Genomic DNA, 19,487 nt, shown 5'->3' with positions numbered 1-19,487 from the left:
AGAAGTGGGTTTCTTAAACCTCTTTTTTAATATTACCTGGCAGCAGTTAATAACCTTTTTCTTCACGGGCCAATTGCCGATCCAGCCAAAAAGTACCCAGCGGAATAAACGACAAAATAAAAGCCCAGACCGTTCTTAAAAACGACCACTTATACGTTATCCATACCTGTAGCAGCGCCAGACCGTAAAGCATAAATAATACGCCGTGCGCCCAGCCCACGTACTTTACCATTAATGGCATATCGGCTAAATATTTCAGGGGCATGGCAATTAACAATAATACCAGATAAGAGATACCTTCGAGCACCGCAATAAGCCGGAAGCGGTGCAAGGCCGATTTGGATTGGGTTTGTGTATTTGCGTTCATTATTTACTTTTCTACTACCTATTTAAATAAATGAAACCCCAAAATTAACACATACCTCCCAGATGCTCTGCTTATTTTTGTTTTAAATTATTCACTATATAGTTTCCAATAATCCCCTTCAAGCAATTGCCGGAGTATTAGCGGCAACGCTTTCATCAAAAAATAATACTATTACTCCACCACAGTCGATTTCTCGGGTTTCTCTTTGGTGGCATGCCGCTCACCTATTTGCTGCCGCCACATGGCATAGTACAAGCCTTTTTGTGCTAATAAATCCAGGTGTTTGCCGGCTTCGGCTATCCGACCCCGCTCCAGCACGTAAATCTGGTCGGCGTGCAATACCGTGGAGAGGCGGTGCGCAATTAAGATGGTAATGTGGTTTTCGCTATTCGATACGTCGCGGACGGTTTTACTGATTTCTTCTTCGGTTAAAGAATCGAGCGCCGAGGTAGCCTCATCAAATACGAGCAAAGTAGGGTTACGCAGCAAGGCGCGGGCTATGGATAACCGTTGTTTCTCCCCACCCGATACTTTTACGCCACCTTCGCCAATTACCGTATCCAGGCCTTTGTCGGCGCGGGCCAGCAAAGAGGTGCAAGCTGCTTTCCGGAGGGCATCCAGGCAGTCGGCATCAGTGGCATTTGGTGCCACAAACAATAAATTCTCGCGGATGGTACCGGCAAATAATTGCGTATCCTGGGTTACAAAGCCAATCTGTTCGCGCAGCCGGTCCAAGTCCAGGTTTTCGCCCGGAATGCCGTTGTACAATATCTGGCCTTGTTCGGGCTTATACAAACCTACCAATAATTTTACGAGCGTGGTTTTACCCGAACCCGAAGGCCCCACAAACGCAATGGTTTCGCCAACTTTTGTTTCAAAAGAAATACCCGCCAGGGCTTTGTTGGCGGCCGTCTGGTGTTTAAAATTAACGTCTTCAAAAGTTAAGGTCCGGATAGTGCCCAGGGTGGCCGGGTGCATTGGCCGGGCTTCTTTAGGGGTATTTAATATTTTCTGAAAGTTATCCAGCGACACCTGTGTTTCGCGGTAAATATTAATAATATTACCCAGTTCTTGCAGCGGCCCGAAAATAAAGAACGAGTAAATAAACATCGAAATAAAATCGCCGACGGTAATGCGGTTGGTAAACACCAGGTAAAGCATCAAGAGCAAAATAACGTTGCGCAGCAGGTTAACGCAGGTGCCCTGAATAAAACTCAGGCTCCGGATATAGCGCACTTTTTTTAGCTCCAGTTTTAATATTTTATCGGTAGTATTGTTCAGGCGTTCGGTTTCCTGCTGGGCCAGGCCCAAACTTTTTACCAGCTCGATATTGCGCAAAGATTCGGTAGTGGCCCCGGCCAGGGCGGTGGTTTCCGAAACAATGGTTTTCTGAATAACCTTTATTTTCTTGCTCAGCACCGAGCTTAATATTCCCAGAATAGGCACCGCCGAAAAATATACCGGCGCTATCAGCCAGTACACATTTAAGGCATATACCATTACGAAAATAATCCCGATGAGCGAAGTAAACAGTACGTTAATAAAGTTGGAAACCAGCTTCTCGACATCGGTGCGTACTTTTTGCAGAATGCCCAAAGTTTCGCCGCTGCGCTGGTCTTCAAAAACCGAATAAGGTAAATCCAAAGAATGGCGCAGGCCATCGGAATAAATCTGGGCGCCCAGCCGCTGGGTAATTACGTTTACGTAATAATCCTGGAAAGCCTTCGCAATCCGCGACACCATCGCTACTCCCATCGCCAATAATATTAAAGTACCCGCACCCTTAAAAAACTCGGCCGTGCTAATCTGTAGTTTCTGGGTAACAGCCGCGGTGGCATAATCATCAATAATTTTGCGCAGAATAAGCGGGTCGAGTAACGAAAACACCTGGTTGATGGTGGCCAGCAGCAAGGCCAGGAAAATCAGTAACCGGTATCCTTTCAGGTAATTGAATAACAGTTTCATAGCGTTGGATTAGAGCAGGTAAACATAGCTAAAGGTAAGCAGAAGCGGGCGATAGCCCTACCAATCGCTGGCTTTATTTTTTGATTATCAAAATCACTTGGTTCTCTAAAGTTTATTATCACTTTGCAGACAGGCCAAATTTATTTAATATTCTCTCGAGCTTTTTCTGTGCACTGGCTTTCGCCTGTGCGAGGGGCACTTGCTTTTCTTCTGGATGAGATTAACCCTTCCGCCCTCCGGGCACCTTCCCTGAATCAGGGAAGGAGTTCGGCCGAACCAAAACATTATGGAATAGCTTTGTTGGGAAGGTTTAGTATTTAATATTGATTGAACCTAGTAAGGCATTATCTACTGGCATACAACAGCAGTTTGGCCATCGAGGGCCTTTCAGCTTTCCGGTGCCGACGGAGGAGGCATTGCGAGGTACGAGCAAAGGAAAGATGAGCAGCCCGAGTGGCCAAACTGGGCCCGCCGGCCGGGGGGCTACTTAGGAATATACTAACAGTTAGCACCTGAACATTGAAAGATGGAATCTTTCAAAAGATAGACAGATAAAACATTAAATAATTTATCAAATACTTTTTAGAAGAGTTGGGAGTATTTAGGCTCTTGCAAAATAGCCTCATCTATTTTTAAATAAAAGACCAGATTCAGTTAAGGCTAAATCTGGTCTTCGTTTGGCTGGCATAAGCTTTAGATTTACACCGTTAAACCGGCCAGGTAATTATAATTCATCCGCATACTTTCGATAGAAGGACGGGTAAAGCTTTCCTGCTCTACCAGATAATGCTTCATACCGGCATCTTTGGCGGCTTTTAATATTTGCGGATAATTAATAGAGCCGCTACCAATTTCGGTATTTTTGGTTTTATCCTGCTTGTCCATGTCTTTCACGTGGCACAACGGGAAACGATTTGGGTATTTGCTGAAGTAAGCCAACGGATCGTGGCCGCCGTTAACCACCCAGAAAAGGTCTAACTCGTATTTAACCAGTTCCGGATCGGTATTTTCCAGCAAATAATCATACACCATTACATCGCCTATTTTTTCAAATTCAAAAGCATGGTTGTGGTAGGCAAACTGTAAACCAGCTTTTTTAGCGGTTTCGCCAGATTTATTAAATAAATCTGCGGTGCGTTTTAAATCATCGGTGGTTTTGCGCAAACTACCGTCCAGGGAAGAGCAGGTAATATATTTCTGACCAGTTTCGGCGGCTTTTGCGGCAAGTTCAGGAAAATTTGCCATTAAATTGGCTTGCTGCCAGGCACCCGGCTTGCTGTCTTTGTTGCCGGAACCTACGTGGCTGCTCACCAGGGTTATGCCCATATCGCGCAGCATATCGCCGAAAGCTTTGGCTTCCATGCCGTAATAATGGCCTTTTTCGCCAGGATACGATTCGGCTTCGGTGTAACCAATATCGGCCAGTTGCTGCAGCGTACCTTTCAGGTCTTTTTCCAGCACATCTTTTACCGAGTACAATTGCAGGCCAATAGCGCCCAAATTGCCGGCAGCGGCATTACCAGACCCGGTACTGGTAGAATCGCCGGCAGTTCCGCTTTCGGAACCTTCCTGGGTGTTGCCAGTTTGTGTGTTACAGGCGGGTAATATTAGGGCTCCCAGCGCCAAGGCACCGGCATGTTTCAAAAAGTTTCTTCTGTTCTTCATTAATTTTGGAGGTAAACTTTTAGGTGAGAGATAAATTTCAGGTGAATAAAGTTATAAACTGTAATCTGAACGGCTTCTGAAAAGACTGGAAAGATAAGAGAAAATATGTTTTGTTACCGCCGGTAACAAAATTCAAAATTCATTTTGGGTAACAAATCGCAGCTTTGCGGCAGATTTAAGCTTAAGAAGGATTAACCTGTTTAAACATCCGGTCAATTTCTTCGCGGGAAGCGGCCCTCACTTTCTCGGCGGTACCGTAACCAATTTCCATTTCGTCGCGCTCCAGCCCCTGCATAACGGCATCGACAAATTCGGGCAGCGGCACGCCAAAATCGTGCAGGCCGGGCCCGCCCAAATTGGTTTGCACGCCAGGCGGCACAATCTCAAAAACGGTTATGCGGGGCTTAATTAATTGGTGCCGCAGCGACATGGTGAAAGAATGAATGGCCGCCTTGGTGGCACTGTAAACCGGAATCCAGGTAGCCGGCACAAAAGCCACAATCGACGAAATATTTATTATAGCCGGATGATACTGGTTGCGTAAATGCGGAATAAACAGGGCCGATAAATGAATAGGCGCTTCGAGGTTAACCATGATTTCCTGGTGGGTTTGGCTCCAATCTTCTTCGTACTCCGTCAACCGAATCCGGCGCTGAATACCGGCATTATTTACCAGAATATTTACTTCCGGAAACTGCGCTTTAATATTATGATACAAAGCTGCTCTTTCTGTCTCTTGCCCTACATCACATTGCAAAGTCTCTAATGACGGGTGCGCCTGTTTGGCTTCGTCGAGGGCTTCTTGGCTTAGGTCGCAAATAATTACTTTGCTTCCGGCTTGCAGAAACCGTTCGGCCAAAGCTAAACCTATACCCGCTGCACCACCGGTAATCAGGACTGTATTGGCAGATAAGTTCATATTAAATAGAGGGTTAGGTAGTGTAACTGTTCCGCTTTTCCTTGTACGATGGAATCCGGAATTAAGGCAAGCGATTATTACTTTAAGGATAGTGGTTAAAAAACAAAAGCGGGTTATTAGCCCGCTTCTGAAATTCTCTATTTGTTTAATACCGTTTGCTGCCCGTTATCGAAGTAAACCCAGTCGAGCTGCAGTAAATTATTTTTCACGTTATCGTTCCGGAACACCAGGAATAGAGACTGCTGTCCACTCGGATTCGCAATATTCGCGCTAAAGGTCTGCATATCTTCGTCCTTTGGTGTAACGGGTACAGCGGCCGTAGCCAGTAATTTACCATCCGGCGTTCCCTGCCGGATTTCGATGCGGCTGCCGGACTGCCGGGCACCACCTCGGAACGTTAGTTTGCTAATGGCGGTTAAGTCTACATTATTCAGCCCCAGGTAAGAGCCGTTTTGCACATCGGTTACAAAAGTAAAGTCGCTGCCATCAATGTGCCGGCGGCCAATATTTTTGGTTATTTCAAATTCTTCGGCCTGTATTTTAGGATTGCGCAGTAAGAGCACCGTAGAACCGGGTAAGCTGCCAATGGGCTGGTTACCTTTGTCGGCGTAGCTCGCCCGGATTACGTAAGCACCCGGCCGCGGCGCGCCCACGTGCTCCGAAGTAGTAACCGTACCCTGCAGCGGCATGCCAATATTCTGCTTGTTACTCAGCGACAAAATGTATTGCGCCATTTCGGTGGTTTCTTCTTTGGTGTGCTGCGGGTGCGGCGCCATCATGTTTTTGCCCCAGTTGCCGTTACCGCCTTTAATTATTTTGGTTGCCAGCATATCGTCGGAGCCGGTTTTGTCCCGGTAGCGCTCGGCCACCGCTACGTAGCTCGGGCCAATCGAGGTTTTACTAATGTCGTGGCAGGACTTGCAGTCGCTGTTGGCAACCAGGGTTTTGCCGCGTAAATATTTAAACCCGCCGGTCATTTGGGTATTGGAAGCCAGCAAAGCTAAATCCCGGCCCACTTTCAGGTAATCAAAAGAGAAGAAAACGTTAACCGGGTCTACCCCTTTCTGCAGCGTTCCGTCTTCTTTATCCGTTACCTTCACCTGGTAATTTATTTTCTGGTTATCGAAGTAAAAGCTGCGGTTGGCTTTGCCTAAATCTACCGTAACCTGGGGCGGTTCGTTGCCTACTTTAACTTCTAGGTCGGCAATGGTTTTCTTGCCTTCGGCATCGGTTACGGTTACCGATGGCCGGTAAATACCCGGTTTGGTATAGGTTACGCTGGCGGTTGGCCCGTTCTGGCTCGTGCCGTTCTGGTTTCCAAAATCGAAGGTATATTGCAGTTTGTCGTTTTTATCGTAATCGAAGGATTGCGCCGCCGATAAATTTACGGTTAAAGGGGCCGCTCCTACCGTTCTGTCGGCGGTAATTTTGGCAATAGGTTGCCGGTTACCTTCAGAGTAAGTAATCTTGATCAAGCGGGAATCCGGGTTGTGCTCGAAATAATTGGCGCCGTACTGCAGCACGTACAAAGCGCCGTCCGGACCAAATTTCATGTCGATGGGTTTGTACCACTCCTGGTCCGGCAGAAAAGGCTCGATGCGGGCCAGGTTTTTATCCTGATCAAAAGAAAGCACTTTTACCCAGCTCCGGGCCCACTCGTAAATAAAGAGCTTGCCATCGTAATATTTCGGGAAACGGCTGGCCGCAGGGTAATTATCGGCGTAATAAACCGGGCCGGCCATGGCGCTGCGCGAACCTTTGCCTAACTCCGGGAACTCCCGCGACACACCGTACGGGTACCAGATCATTGGTTTCTGGGCTGGCGGTAATATTTTCTGACCGGTATTGTTAGGAGAAGTATTTTCCGGTTTTTCGGGGTTAAACTTCGGTCCAATTTTATTTGTGGCAAAGTCGAAATCGGCGTAAGCAAAATTATTACCTACAAAATAAGGCCAGCCAAAGTTACCGGCTTTCCGGGCCTGGTTCCACTCGTCGTAACTTTGCGGACCGCGCTCGTTGGTTACACCACCATCCGGACCTACATCGCCCCAGTACACGTAACCGTTGCGCTGGTCTACGGTAAACCTAAAGGCATTACGGGTACCCATGGCGTAAATTTCGGGTTTGGCGTTGGGCGTTCCTTTCGGGAATAAATTACCTTCCGGAATGCTGTAAGAACCGTCCGGCTCAGGATGAATGCGCAATATTTTACCGGTCAGGCTGTTGGTGTTGCCGGAAGATTTCTGGGCATCAAATGGCATCCGTCCCGGCCGCTCATCAATCGGGCTAAAACCGTCTGATTCTTTGGAACTGGTGTTATCGCCGCTGGAAATATATAAGTCGCCGTTCGGTCCAAATTCCAAATGGCCGCCGGAGTGGCAGCAGGTTTCGCGCTGGGTAGGTATTCCCAGCACAATTTTTTCGGATTTCATATTCAGGCTGTCGCCAATCATCTCAAAACGCGATACGTTCTGTTTGGGAATATCGCCAGCCGGTGAGTAGTTAATGTAAATCCAATGGTTTTTTTCGTAGTTCGGGTCCAGGGCTACGCCCAACATACCATCTTCGTAGTTACCGGTAATGCTCACATCAAACTTGGCAATTACGCGGGAGGTTCTTTTTTTAGGGTCGTAGAGTTTTACGTTGCCCCGGCGCTCTAAATACAATACGCGGCCATCTTTAAAAATAACCATTTCCATGGGCTCATACATGTAAGTTTCGAGCACCTCGGTTACAAAGCGGTTTGGTTCAGGCACGCGGTCGGTGGTGGCTTTGCTGTAGTTCAGGTTACTTTTGCCGGCTACAAACTTCAGGCCTTTCGCCAAGGTACTTTCCAGGTTTTTGGCGGTAGCCTCAGCTCCCAACTGCCCAAAATATACCCGGCCGCCATCGTACTTAGTTTCCCACGTAGGCTTGGCTGCTTTTAAACGGGCTGCATTCAAATTTTGATACCAGGGCCAGTTACGCACCGTATCACTAGCCGCATTTAACGCCATTACGCCGCCGCCAGCTTGCACGTAACGCTCCAAATCGGCCTGCTGGCGGTAATCTAACGCTTCTAAGGGCGCGTGCAGAAAAACCACGGCGTTGTAAGCTTTCAAAGAATCTTCGGTAAAATAAGCGGCATTAGCGGTAGTATCCACCGATATTTTCCGGTTATCGCTCAGTTGCCGGAGCAAAGCCAAATGGGCCTGGCGCGTAGCTTCGGACCCCGCCGGCCGCGAGAAAACCAATATTTTCTGTTGGGTGCTCCGGAAAGACAAAAGCCCGATGGTCGAAATCAGGATTAATGCCGCCAGCACGTACCAGCGCGTCACCGAAAAAACACTTTTTGGGGATGGTAAATGATTAATGTTTTTGGGTTTCATGAATAATTTAAATGGTATTGAACCGTAAGAGAATAAAAGACATAAAAATACTGCTAAAATAATGCTTTTTCAGGAGATGTTAGCAGAATTAACCAGTACAATCTTAACAAATATTAGCGCTTATTTATCAGGCGAAAAATCTTAGCCGGTTTCTTTCCAAAAAACAAAAGCTGGTTAAACATTCCGCATTATCAGGAATACAGATACAAACTATATAACTGTAATTTTAGGCTGGATATAAGACGCCCCGCTGTTTTTATTTTAGATTGGTGCTAATCTTTGTTAAGAGAAATGCCAGTTGGTTGATTATTCAGGTAGGGTTTACCCGTGAGCAAACATGGCCAATAATTTCCGCTTCACTAATACGCCTTTCACCCTTGCTATATTTTGGAGCCAGCCTTTTTGAAGCGCAGAAATTATCCTACTTATTCTAAACCAAATATTAAATTACTATATTTAGGTTTGCATAACCTGGCCAGCCTTATTTTGGCTAATTGCTATTCTAAATGAAATCTCACTTTACTTTTTTTCTCAGCTTTCTGCCGGTATTATTTTGCTGCAGCCGCGCCTTTGGCCAGGCACCCGATTCTACCCAGTTGTCGCCATCGCTGCAATACGCTTTAACTTTATACCAGGAGGCAATCGGCGACGAAGCGCATTTGTACAACGGAACCCAGTACATAAATTATGACAAGCGCTATTTGGTAGGACACCAGTTTTACCGGACCGATGAATTAACCGATGGTAAAATATTATACGATGGTACCTGGTACACCGGGGTACCCATGTGGTACGATATAGTACTAGATAAAATTGTGCTGGAGCACCCTACTACCGAGTTTATGTTTTCGCTGATAGACGAAAAAGTAAAAACTTTTACGTTGCAGGATCACCAATTTATCCGGTTGGAGAAAGACAGCTTGGCGGAAACAGCACTGAAAGCGGGTTTTTATGATTTACTGCACGATGGCAACATTCAATTTTTAGCCAAACGCACCAAAAATATACAGGAACAAGCCACGCCATCGGGGATGGAAGGCTGGTTTGACCTGGCAACAAAATATTACATCCGGAAAGAAAATAAATATTACCCGGTAAAAGACAAGCGATCGGTGCTAAAAGTACTGCCCGATAAGAAAAAGGAGCTTCAGCGGTATGCCCGGGAACAGCATTTAGAATTCAGAAAAAACCGGGAAAAAGCCATTCTGCAACTTATTCAGTTTTACGATAAAACCGCTGCCTAAAATTATTCTTTGCTAATATAAAAACAGACTGTTTTTAATTTTTCTTCGCTTATGGCCCAATTTTACCGCGTATTGTTCTTTCTTCTGAGTTTTTGGGTTAGCCTTTCGGCGGCGCAGGGTCAGGTAACCGAAGCTAAACTTATCAGCGGCGATTTTCAGAATCTAACCTTCGAAAGCTTTGCCAGGGTGCTGGAAAACAAAACCGGCTACCGTTTTTATTTCGACCCGGCTCAGGTAGACAGCCTGCGCATTAACCTGCTGGTACAGGAAAAGACGTTGCCGCAGGTACTGGAGCAGGCTTTTAAAAATACCGATTATCGCTTTGCCCTGGATGCGCACCAGCGGGTTTTTATTACCAAAGGGCGCGAACTTACCCCCAATTTACCGAAGGATTTTTTCCTGGGCAGTACACCCAACACGCCAATTGCCGAAAATACCGCCCCTACGCCGAACCGGACAGCCGCCCGGTCGCGGAATATTAATCAGTCGGAACTAAAAGTTTACCAGATTGGCCAAGGCACCGCTACCAGCGACAAAGCAAACCTGGCCGGCCATATCCGCGAAAGTAAATCCGGGGAGCCGGTTATTGGGGCGGCGGTTTACATCGAATCGCCCCTGATTGGCACCACCACCGACCAGTTCGGTTATTATTCTTTAACCTTGCCGGTAGGTCGCCACGAAATTAAAATTAAAAGCTTGGGCCTGAAAAATACCCGCCGCCAGGTACAATTAAACGCCAATGGCAAACTGGATATCGAACTCGAAGAAGATATTACGCCTTTAAAAGAAGTAGTAATTGAAGCCGAGAAAGACAAAAACGTAGCCGGCATGCAGATGGGCCTCGAAAAACTGGATATTAAAACCATGCGGCAAGTACCCACGGCGTTCGGCGAAACCGATATTTTGCGGGTGGTTTTGACTTTACCGGGCGTAAAATCGGTGGGCGAAGGCAGCACGGGCTTAAACGTACGCGGCGGCGCCACCGACCAGAATTTAATTTTATTTAACGACGCTACCATTTACAACCCATCGCACCTATTTGGTTTCTTTTCGGCATTTAACCCCGATGTTTTAAAAACCGTGGAACTGTATAAAAGTGCCGTGCCGGCTAAATACGGCGGACGGCTATCGTCGGTGCTGGAAATTGCCACCCGCGACGGCAATAAAAAACAACTGGCCGGCTCCGGGGGCATTGGGCTTTTAACCAGCCGCCTTACCTTAGAAGGCCCGATTGTAAAAGACAAAACTTCGTTTCTGTTGGGTGGCCGCTCTACTTACTCCGACTGGATATTAACCAAGCTGCCCAATTCGGTTTTAAACCAGAGCAAAGCTTCTTTCTACGACCTGAATGCCCACCTGACTCACGAAATAGATGACCAGAATACGCTTTACGCCTCCGGCTATATTAGTCGCGATAAATTTAAACTCGGCGGCGATACCTTGTTTAATTATGCTAACCGGACGGGCAGTGTAAAGTGGAAGCATATTTTTAACAACAAGCTCTATGGCGTGCTTACCGGCAGTTACAGCCACTACGACTATGCCGCCACCAGCGAACGCAACCCGGTAAACGCTTCGGACTTAACTTACAGCATCGATCAAAACCAATTTCAGGCTGATTTTAGTTACTTCCATAACGCCAAGCATACCTTCGATTTTGGCCTTAGCACCATTCATTACAACGTAGCGCCGGGCAGCCTGCAACCGGTAGGTCCCGAATCGCTGATAGCACCAGATGTACTGGACCGGGAAAAAGCCCGCGAAAGCGCCGTTTATATTTCAGATAAGTTTGATATTTCGCCGCGTTTGTCGGTAAATGTGGGATTGCGCTACTCGCTTTACCAGGCTTTGGGCCCAAGAGAAACGTACCAGTACGCTCCTTTCATCTCTAAGACCACCAGCAGCATTACCGATACGCTTTTATTTAGGCAAGGCGATGTGGTAGCCAAGTACCACGGCCCCGAATACCGGCTCTCGGCCAAATATTCTCTTTCCGATTATTCTTCGGTAAAAGTAAGCTTTAACCGCATGCGCCAGTATATTCACATGCTTTCCAACACGGCTTCAATGTCGCCGACCGATATCTGGAAACTGAGCGATGCCCACCTCCGGCCGCAGGTAGGCGAACAATATGCGATTGGTTACTACCGGAACTTCCGGGCCAATACCATCGAGACCTCCGTGGAAGCTTACATCAAAAACATGCACGATTTTGTAGATTACAAGAACAGCGCCACCCTCCTGCTGAATTCGCACCTCGAAACCGACGTGATTAATGCCGAAGGCAAAGCCCACGGGGTAGAACTGATGGTAAAAAAACTAACCGGCAAAATTAATGGTTGGGTGAGCTATACGTATTCCCGGTCGCTGGTGCGGGTAAACGAAGCAGCTACTTCCGATGTAATTAACGGCGGCAAATATTACCCCAGCAATTTCGATAAGCCCCACGATTTTACCCTGATTGGCAACTACCGGTTTAGCCGCCGGTTTAGTACGTCTTTAAACTTTAATTACAGCACCGGCCGCCCCATTACGCTGCCGCTGGCCCGTTATTTTGCCGATAATGCCATGCGGGTATTTTATTCTGATAGAAATGCCTACCGGGTGCCCGATTATTACCGCGCAGATTTTGCCATGAATATTGAAGGCAATCACAAAGTGCGAAAGCTGGCCCATAGCTCCTGGACTTTAGGAATTTATAACCTTACCGGCCGCAAAAATCCTTATTCTATCTACTTTAAAACCGAGAACGGGCGCATCAACGGCTACAAATTATCGGTATTCGGCCGGCCTATTCCTAACCTCACTTATAATTTCAAATTTTAAAAAGCATGTTAGCATGTTATTATAAATATTACCTGGTTGGGTGTTTACTGCTGCTACTAGCTAGTTGTGTAGAGCCTTACCGCCCGGACGTGATTCAGTTACCTCATAATTATCTGGTGGTAGATGGGTTTATCAACAGCAATGGCCGCACTACTATCCGTTTGTCGCGCACCCTAAACCTCGACGACGCTAAAACGCCACCCGGTGAAGCCAACGCCCAGGTTTTGATAGAAGAAGAAGGTGGTCCGCAATTTACATTAGCCCAGGGCACCAACGGCAATTACACGAGCCAGCCGTTGCGGCTAAACCCCACCCGGCGCTACCGGCTCCGCATCCGCACGGCAGATAACCAGGAATATGCCTCTGATTTTGTAGAAAATAAAATAACCCCACCGATTGATAGTATCTCGTGGAAAACTGAAAGTGATGGGCTGCAGATTTATGTGAATACCCACGATGCGGAGCAGAAAACCCATTACTACCGCTGGAAGTACGATGAAACCTGGGAATTTACCACGCCTTTTTATAGCCTTTTAGAATACAAAAATAACCAGATGGTAGATCGCCGCGAAGATATAAGCCATTGCTGGCGCGGTAGTAGTTCCTCAGCTATTTCTATCTCTTCTACGGCTAAACTAAGGCAGGATGTAGTAAGCGAGTTTCCGCTGGTTAAACTTCCGGATAACTCAATTAAAATAAAATATAAGTACAGCATTCTGGTGAAGCAATATGCCCAAACCCAGGAAGCTTATGAGTATGCCGAAACCTTGAAAAAAAACACCGAAAATATTGGTACTTTATTCGACCCGCTGCCTACCCAACTGACCGGCAATATCAAGTGCCTTTCGGACCCGGCTGAGCCGGTTATTGGCTTTGTAAGTGTAGCGTCGGAAGAGGTAAAAAGAATATTTATCAAACGCGGACAGTTGCCCCCGACCTGGCGATCTTTGGAAGAATACGCCTATTGTGAACTGGATACTGTGTTGGCTAAAGATGCGGCAACGACCTTTCGGAATGGGGGCACACTACCTATAGCCGAAATAATGATGCCGGCTGGTTTCACGGCCAGTTCTGTAGACTGCGTGGACTGCCGCTTGCGGGGCACCAATGTAAAACCTGATTTCTGGGAATAATATGTTAAGAAATAATAACTGGGCTCAGGTAAAAAACAACGCAAGGCCGGTGCGCTTAAAAACTAAATATAAAAAATCAGCTGCATACACCAGACTGCTTGACTTGCTATCTTTATTTAAATATTACCTGGTTGGGTGTTTATTGCTGATCCTGGGCAGTTGCGTAGAACCTTACCGTCCGGACGTGATTCAGGCACCTAATAATTACCTGGTAGTAGACGGATTTATTAACAGTAATGGCCGTACCAATATTCGTTTGTCGCGCACCCTTAACCTCGACGGCGCTAATATTCCGCCCGGCGAAGCCAACGCCCAGGTTTTGATAGAAGAAGAAGGTGGCCCGCAATTTAGGTTAGTCCAGGGCAACAATGGCAATTACACGAGCCAGCCGTTGCAGCTAAACCCCATCCGGCGCTACCGGCTCCGCATCCGGACAGCAGATAACCAGGAATATGCCTCCGATTTTGTAGAAAACAAAATAACCCCGCCCATTGATAGTATCTCGTGGAAAGCCGAAAGTGATGGGCTGCAGATTTATGCCAATACCCACGATGCAGCGCAGAAAACCCATTACTACCGCTGGAAGTTCGATGAAACCTGGGAATTTACCACGCCTTTCTATAGCGTTCGGGAATACAAAAATAACCAGATAACAGACCGTATGATTAATGTTAATCGTTGCTGGCGTGGCAGCAATTCTACGACTATCCTTATAAATTCTACGGCCAAGTTGAGCCAGGACGTAGTGAGCGAATTCCCTATAATTAAAATCCCAAGCAATTCGGTTAAAATAAAATACAAGTATAGTATTCTGGTGAAGCAATATGCCCAAACCAAAGAAGCCTACGAGTATGCCGAAACCCTGAAAAAAAACACCGAAAATATTGGCACTTTATTCGACCCGCTGCCAACCCAGCTTACCGGTAATATCAAGTGCCTTTCGGACCCGGCCGAGCCGGTTATTGGCTTTGTAAGTGTAGCGTCGGAAGAAGTAAAAAGAATATTTATCAAACGCGGACAGTTGCCCATTTTCTGGGGCACCTTAGACGAATATAGTTATTGTGCCCTGGATTCGGTAGAATTAAAAGATGTGGCAGCCACTTTTGCTTCCGGCCTGGTTTTGCCGGTTAACGATATCCTGAATGAGATGGGCAGTACCATCGGCTATACAGCGAGTTCGGCTGAGTGCGTGGATTGCCGGGTGCGCGGAACCATTGTAAGACCTGATTTCTGGGAATAAGATGAGAAGAAAGAATAATCGGAGCCAAGTAGAAAAGAATGAAAAACTGGTGCTCCTTAAAACTAAATATTGTAAACTGGCTGAATATACCAGACTGCTGGGCTTTCTGTTTTTCTGGCTGACTATTACCCCATCATTCGGGCAGACCGATTCGTTAAACCGTATTTCGCGGCAATTTGGGCAGTACCAGCAACACCATTTGCAGGAAAAACTATTTATGCACCTGGACCGGCCCCTATACGTGGGCGGCGAAACGATGTGGTTTAAAATATATACCGTAGATGGTGCCACCAATAAGCCGCTTCACCTGAGCAAAGTAGCTTATGTAGAAGTAACAGATAAAGAAAACCAGTGGGTACTCCAGGCCAAAATAGCTCTGCAGGATGGCGCCGGGCACGGCTCGTTGGTGGTGCCGGTTACCTTAAATTCGGGTAATTACACCGTGCGGGCTTATACCAACTGGATGAAAAATAATAGTCCGGAGTTTTATTTTCAACAACCCATCACCATTGTCAATACCCGTCGGCCCCTGGATAATAAACCGGGTAAAGATTCGGTGGTTTACGCGGCGCAGTTTTTTCCGGAAGGCGGCCACCTGGTGCAAGGGCTGAAAAGCAAAGTAGCTTTTAAAATTACCGATAACAGCGGCAAAGGCGTGGATGCGGCCGGCGAAGTAACCGATGCCAATGGAAACACGGTGGCCCAATTTCAGACGTTAAAATTTGGGATGGGAAATTTCAGCTTTACACCGGCTGGGCCGGAGCCATACCGGGCACTCATTCGGTTGCCAAACGGCCAAACCTTAACCCGCAACCTGCCCCCCGCACAAGCGCAAGGTTACGTAATGCACCTGGATGATAGTTCGCCGGAAAATATTAAAATTGCCGTACACAGTAGCTTAACCAGTGGCAGTCCGGCCGAGTTGTTGTATTTACTGGCTCATACCCGGGGAAGTAATGCCATAGCCAAATCCGAAATATTAGCACAAGGGCAGGTCAGCTTTACCTTGGCCAAAAATGCTTTAGCCGAAGGTATTTCGCACTTAACTATTTTTAACAGCCGCAAACAACCGGTTTGCGAACGTTTGTATTTTAAACAGCCCACCCAAAAACTAACTATTCAGGCCAAGCCGGATAAAAACCAATACGCAACCCGCCAGAAAGTAAACCTGGACTTAACGGCTTCTTCCACTTCGGGCACCGCAACCCCGGCCAATTTATCAATGGCCGTTTACCGCCTCGATTCCTTACAAACACCACCAGGTACTGATATCCGCAGCTATCTGTGGCTAACCTCAGACTTAATTGGCAATATCGAAAATCCGGCTTTTTACTTCCAGGAAGGCAATATATTGGCTCATGAAGCCCTCGATAACCTGCTGCTTACCCAAGGCTGGCGCCGTTTCCGGTGGCCCGAAATATTCGCTAAAAGTCAACCCGTACCCGAATTTATTCCGGAAGTAAATGGCCCACTTATCAGGGGCAAAGTTACCGAACGAGCTACGGGCGCGCCAGCGCCCAATATTACTACTTATTTGGCTGCGCCGGGCAAGCACATCCGGCTATATAATGCCACCAGCAACGCCGGCGGTTTTATTCAGTTTGAAGCTAAAGATTTTTATGGACCGAAAGAAATTGTGGTACAAAGTAATTTCTCGAAAGATAGTTTGTACCACTTCGAAATTTTCAGCCCGTTTTCACCTAAGTATGCGGCCCGTCTGCTACCAACGCTTCGGTTAACCGAACAACAGCGGCCCGAAATAGCGCTGCGCCACCTGCAAATGGAGGTTCAGGAAGCTTATTACGACAAATTTCAGCGCCTGGTAAAGCTGCCAACCGTAGATAGTTTGGCCTTTTACGGCACTCCCGATGAGAAATATTTGCTCGATAATTTTACCCGGTTTAAGGTTATGGAAGAAGTAATGCGGGAATACGTACCGGGCGTTATGGTCCGAATCCGGAAAGGTGGCTTTCACTTTTTAACCCTCGACCGCATTAACAAAACCTTTTTCCAGCAAAACCCGATGGTGTTACTCGATGGGGTACCGGTGTTTGATATAAATAAAATAATGGCTTTCGACCCGCTTAAAATCCATAAACTGGAGGTAATTACCAGCCGGTATTTTCATGGCCCGCAACTGTACGAGGGTCTGGTAAGCTACACCACCTACGATGGCGATTTAGCCGGGTTCCCGTTAGATGCGCGCGCTTTGTTGCAGGAATACGAAGGCTTACAAATACCCCGCGAATTTTACGCACCTGTTTACGATACATCCCAGCAGCAGCAGAGTCGCCTGCCCGATTTAAGAAATTTATTGTATTGGGCACCCCAGCTGAAAATTGGTGCAAATGGCAAGCAGCCCGTTGGGTTTTATACTTCCGACCAGGATGGCGATTACCTGGTAGTAATACAGGGCTTGAGCCAGGAGGGCCAGGCCGGCAGCGTACTGATACCACTATCTGTAAAAAGGTCGTTATAAGAACAGAAAAATCTGAATAAACATGAATCACCCTTTCGGATTATAGCCTTGCATATTTTTCTAATCAGATTATATTGCTTCTTAAAACGCACCAGTATAGCAGTTATTTACTAGCCACTAAATATTAAGGAAACATACCACCACCCATGAAAACCAGAAGAGATTTTTTGAAAGCCTCCGGCGCTTTGGCTTTGGGCGCTTTGCTGAAGCCTTACCACAGCGAAGCCGCAAAAGTGCCTAATAATGTAGGCATCCAGTTGTATACCGTCCGGAAAGAAATGCTGGCCGATGCCGTGGGCACCTTAAAGCAACTGGCCAAACTAGGCTATAAAGAACTGGAATCGGCACGGAGCGATAAAGGCCACTATTACGGTTTAAGCGCTACCGAAATTAAAAAGGTAACCCGCGACTTAGGCATGAACCTGCGCAGCGGCCACGTGCACATTGATAAAGACTGGCAAAAAACCGTAGACAAAGCCGCCGAATCGGGGCAGCAATATCTAATCTGCTCATCGTTGCCCAGCCAGGGCCAAACCGTAAGCAACTACCAACGCGTAGCCGACACCTTTAGCAAAGCCGCTGAGGCCTGCAAAAAAGCCAACCTGGTATTTGGCTACCACAACCACGAGTACGAATTTGCGAAAGCCGACGGCAAAATATTGTACGAAATTCTGCTGGACCAAACCGATCCGAACCTGGTGAAAATGGAACTGGACTTAGGCTGGGTAATTGTAACAGGGCACGACCCGGTAAAATATTTTGAGAAATATCCCGGCCGTTTTCCGTTGTGGCACCTGAAAGACATGCACAAAACCAAAGAAGAAAGCACCGAGTTTGGCAAAGGGCGCATTAATATTGCCCGTATGTTCCAGAATGCGCAGAAATCGGGCATGAAGTACTTTTTTGTAGAACAGGAAGAATACGCCGGCGCGCCCATGGCCAGCGTGAAGCATAATATTGATTACCTGAAAAAACTTAATTTCTAATATTTTGAGCCGGTAGTACTGGTACTATTTGGCCAGCAACCTTAACGTTTTATATTCTTTTAAACAGAAGCGGCTGCTTAATATAGGCAGCCGCTTCTGTTTAAAAGAATATACTAAAATTAAAAATCATCTATCCCAAAACTACCGGGCCGGCCTTCTGGGTCACGGGCAACTTCACTCTCCCGATCTCCTAGCGTTTGACCGGCAGCATTCTCTGATTTAACACCGGGCGTGCGGCTGCCGCTTTTTATTGGTTGCGCCGTGTTATGCTCCTTATTTTCTGAACCGGTGCCCTTTTCTATATTCTCTTCGTTCTTCCTGCTGTTCTTTTCCATAAGTTCACGTTTTATAGTTTTTAAGATATTTTGCACGGGAATTAACTCCCCGCTCACACCTTATCATCTACTTATTTCTGATAATCAGGTTCTTAATATTTTAATTTATAAAACACTTACTTTCAAAACCCTTATAAATTATTAGCGAAGCTACTCTCCGAGAAGCCGGAAACTTCTTCTAAAACAGACTTTAACAGTACGCTATAAAACCGTAAGTGTCAGGCTTTGCTAATCGTCGGAGCCTAGGCCACCCGGCGAGGCGCTGGTATCTGGCCGGTTGCTGTCGCCTCTTCTTAAGCCACCCGCGCCCATGCCAGCCCCATCGGCTTCGCGGTCGTAGCCTTCTTCGCCGGCTAAATCGTTGCCGGTACCGCCACCGGCCCTATCAGCACCAGTTCCTACATCAGAACCAGTACCACTGCCCGCATCGGGATTTTCGTCGCCGTAGGGGTCGGCACCGCCACCGCTGGTATCATCGCCGGTATAGCCTTCGCTGCCGCCAATGGCCTGGAAACTGTCGCCGCCGCTGCTCATATCAGCTACCTGGCTTTGGGCGCCCATACCGGTTAAAGCGGCTGCTCCCATTCGTAAAACATTGTCAGTTTCATTGGGTACATCATCGCCTAAGTTACCGGCATGTCCCTGGTGGTTAGCGCTGCCTTTTATAGTGTCAGTATCCATATTTCTGCTTTTATCTTCCATAATTGCTGCTTTTAGCGTTTTGTCTTCCTCTTTTACGCAGCTAAATTTATTTGTGTATACCCAAGGCTGAATAATTAACACCAAATCTCTTGAACGTTCTTCCCTAACAGAACAATGGTTATACCGGTTGCACAAACCTCTCAGGACTTAAAGACTTATGAGGTTTTAAGCAATGGCAGCTAGGTTATGTGAGTTGGTATAAGTAATGGCGCTTTGTAAACCCATAAAATCTAGGCACCAAAAAGCCCCTGCCGGACC

The 19,487-nt window shown here is 46.9% G+C and carries 13 protein-coding genes; 6 read left to right on the top strand and 7 right to left on the bottom strand.

Annotation, left to right across the window (positions count from 1 at the left end):
• Positions 1–46 precede the first annotated feature (46 nt).
• The 5 genes from AAE02nite_RS25805 to AAE02nite_RS25785 all read right to left on the bottom strand — a co-directional run bounded on the left by AAE02nite_RS25805 (position 47) and on the right by AAE02nite_RS25785 (position 8,284).
• The gene (locus AAE02nite_RS25805; RefSeq protein ID WP_146905676.1) at positions 47–367 is read right to left on the bottom strand and encodes a DUF3817 domain-containing protein; all 321 of its coding nucleotides are present in this window, start codon (positions 365–367) and stop codon (positions 47–49) included.
• A gap of 171 nt (positions 368–538) precedes the next feature.
• A complete protein-coding gene (locus AAE02nite_RS25800) occupies positions 539–2,332 on the bottom strand; it encodes an ABC transporter ATP-binding protein (protein WP_146905673.1) in 1,794 nt (597 codons plus the stop codon).
• Positions 2,333–3,031: 699 nt separating this feature from the next.
• Complete coding sequence (locus tag AAE02nite_RS25795; RefSeq protein WP_146905670.1) at positions 3,032–3,997, bottom strand: TIM barrel protein; 966 nt, start codon at positions 3,995–3,997, stop codon at positions 3,032–3,034.
• A gap of 181 nt (positions 3,998–4,178) precedes the next feature.
• Positions 4,179–4,916 carry an SDR family oxidoreductase gene (locus tag AAE02nite_RS25790; protein WP_146905667.1) on the bottom strand — a complete coding sequence of 246 codons (738 nt, stop codon included), beginning with the start codon at positions 4,914–4,916 and terminating at the stop codon, positions 4,179–4,181.
• A 137-nt stretch (positions 4,917–5,053) separates the two neighbouring features.
• On the bottom strand, positions 5,054–8,284 hold the full coding sequence (locus tag AAE02nite_RS25785; RefSeq protein ID WP_146905664.1) for a PQQ-dependent sugar dehydrogenase: 3,231 nt from the start codon (positions 8,282–8,284) through the stop codon (positions 5,054–5,056).
• A gap of 506 nt (positions 8,285–8,790) precedes the next feature.
• Here AAE02nite_RS25785 and AAE02nite_RS25780 point away from each other — a divergent pair.
• The 6 genes from AAE02nite_RS25780 to AAE02nite_RS25755 all read left to right on the top strand — a co-directional run bounded on the left by AAE02nite_RS25780 (position 8,791) and on the right by AAE02nite_RS25755 (position 18,192).
• On the top strand, positions 8,791–9,528 hold the full coding sequence (locus AAE02nite_RS25780) for a hypothetical protein (protein ID WP_146905661.1): 738 nt from the start codon (positions 8,791–8,793) through the stop codon (positions 9,526–9,528).
• Between the two features lie 51 nt (positions 9,529–9,579).
• A complete protein-coding gene (locus AAE02nite_RS25775; protein ID WP_146905658.1) occupies positions 9,580–12,354 on the top strand; it encodes a TonB-dependent receptor in 2,775 nt (924 codons plus the stop codon).
• 5 nt (positions 12,355–12,359) lie between these two features.
• On the top strand, positions 12,360–13,487 hold the full coding sequence (locus AAE02nite_RS25770; protein ID WP_146905655.1) for a DUF4249 domain-containing protein: 1,128 nt from the start codon (positions 12,360–12,362) through the stop codon (positions 13,485–13,487).
• Positions 13,488–13,590: 103 nt separating this feature from the next.
• Positions 13,591–14,727, top strand: a complete 1,137-nt coding sequence (locus AAE02nite_RS25765; RefSeq protein WP_170252692.1) for a DUF4249 domain-containing protein — start codon at positions 13,591–13,593, stop codon at positions 14,725–14,727.
• Position 14,728: 1 nt separating this feature from the next.
• Complete coding sequence (locus AAE02nite_RS25760) at positions 14,729–17,206, top strand: hypothetical protein (protein ID WP_146905649.1); 2,478 nt, start codon at positions 14,729–14,731, stop codon at positions 17,204–17,206.
• Between the two features lie 146 nt (positions 17,207–17,352).
• Entirely contained in the window at positions 17,353–18,192 is an 840-nt protein-coding gene (locus AAE02nite_RS25755; protein ID WP_146905646.1) for a TIM barrel protein, read from the top strand.
• 119 nt (positions 18,193–18,311) lie between these two features.
• Here the strand turns inward: AAE02nite_RS25755 and AAE02nite_RS25750 are convergent, their stop codons facing one another.
• Both AAE02nite_RS25750 and AAE02nite_RS25745 read right to left on the bottom strand, forming a co-directional pair.
• Complete coding sequence (locus tag AAE02nite_RS25750; RefSeq protein ID WP_146905643.1) at positions 18,312–18,527, bottom strand: hypothetical protein; 216 nt, start codon at positions 18,525–18,527, stop codon at positions 18,312–18,314.
• Between the two features lie 228 nt (positions 18,528–18,755).
• Positions 18,756–19,208: a hypothetical protein gene (locus AAE02nite_RS25745; protein WP_146905640.1), complete on the bottom strand. Its 453-nt coding sequence runs from the start codon at positions 19,206–19,208 to the stop codon at positions 18,756–18,758.
• Positions 19,209–19,487: the final 279 nt, after the last annotated feature.

The sequence above is a fragment of the Adhaeribacter aerolatus genome, from assembly GCF_007991635.1.
In the GTDB taxonomy this organism is placed as follows: domain Bacteria; phylum Bacteroidota; class Bacteroidia; order Cytophagales; family Hymenobacteraceae; genus Adhaeribacter; species Adhaeribacter aerolatus.
Note: the sequence above shows the minus strand (reverse complement) of the source record. Positions and strands in the feature narration are given on the sequence as shown.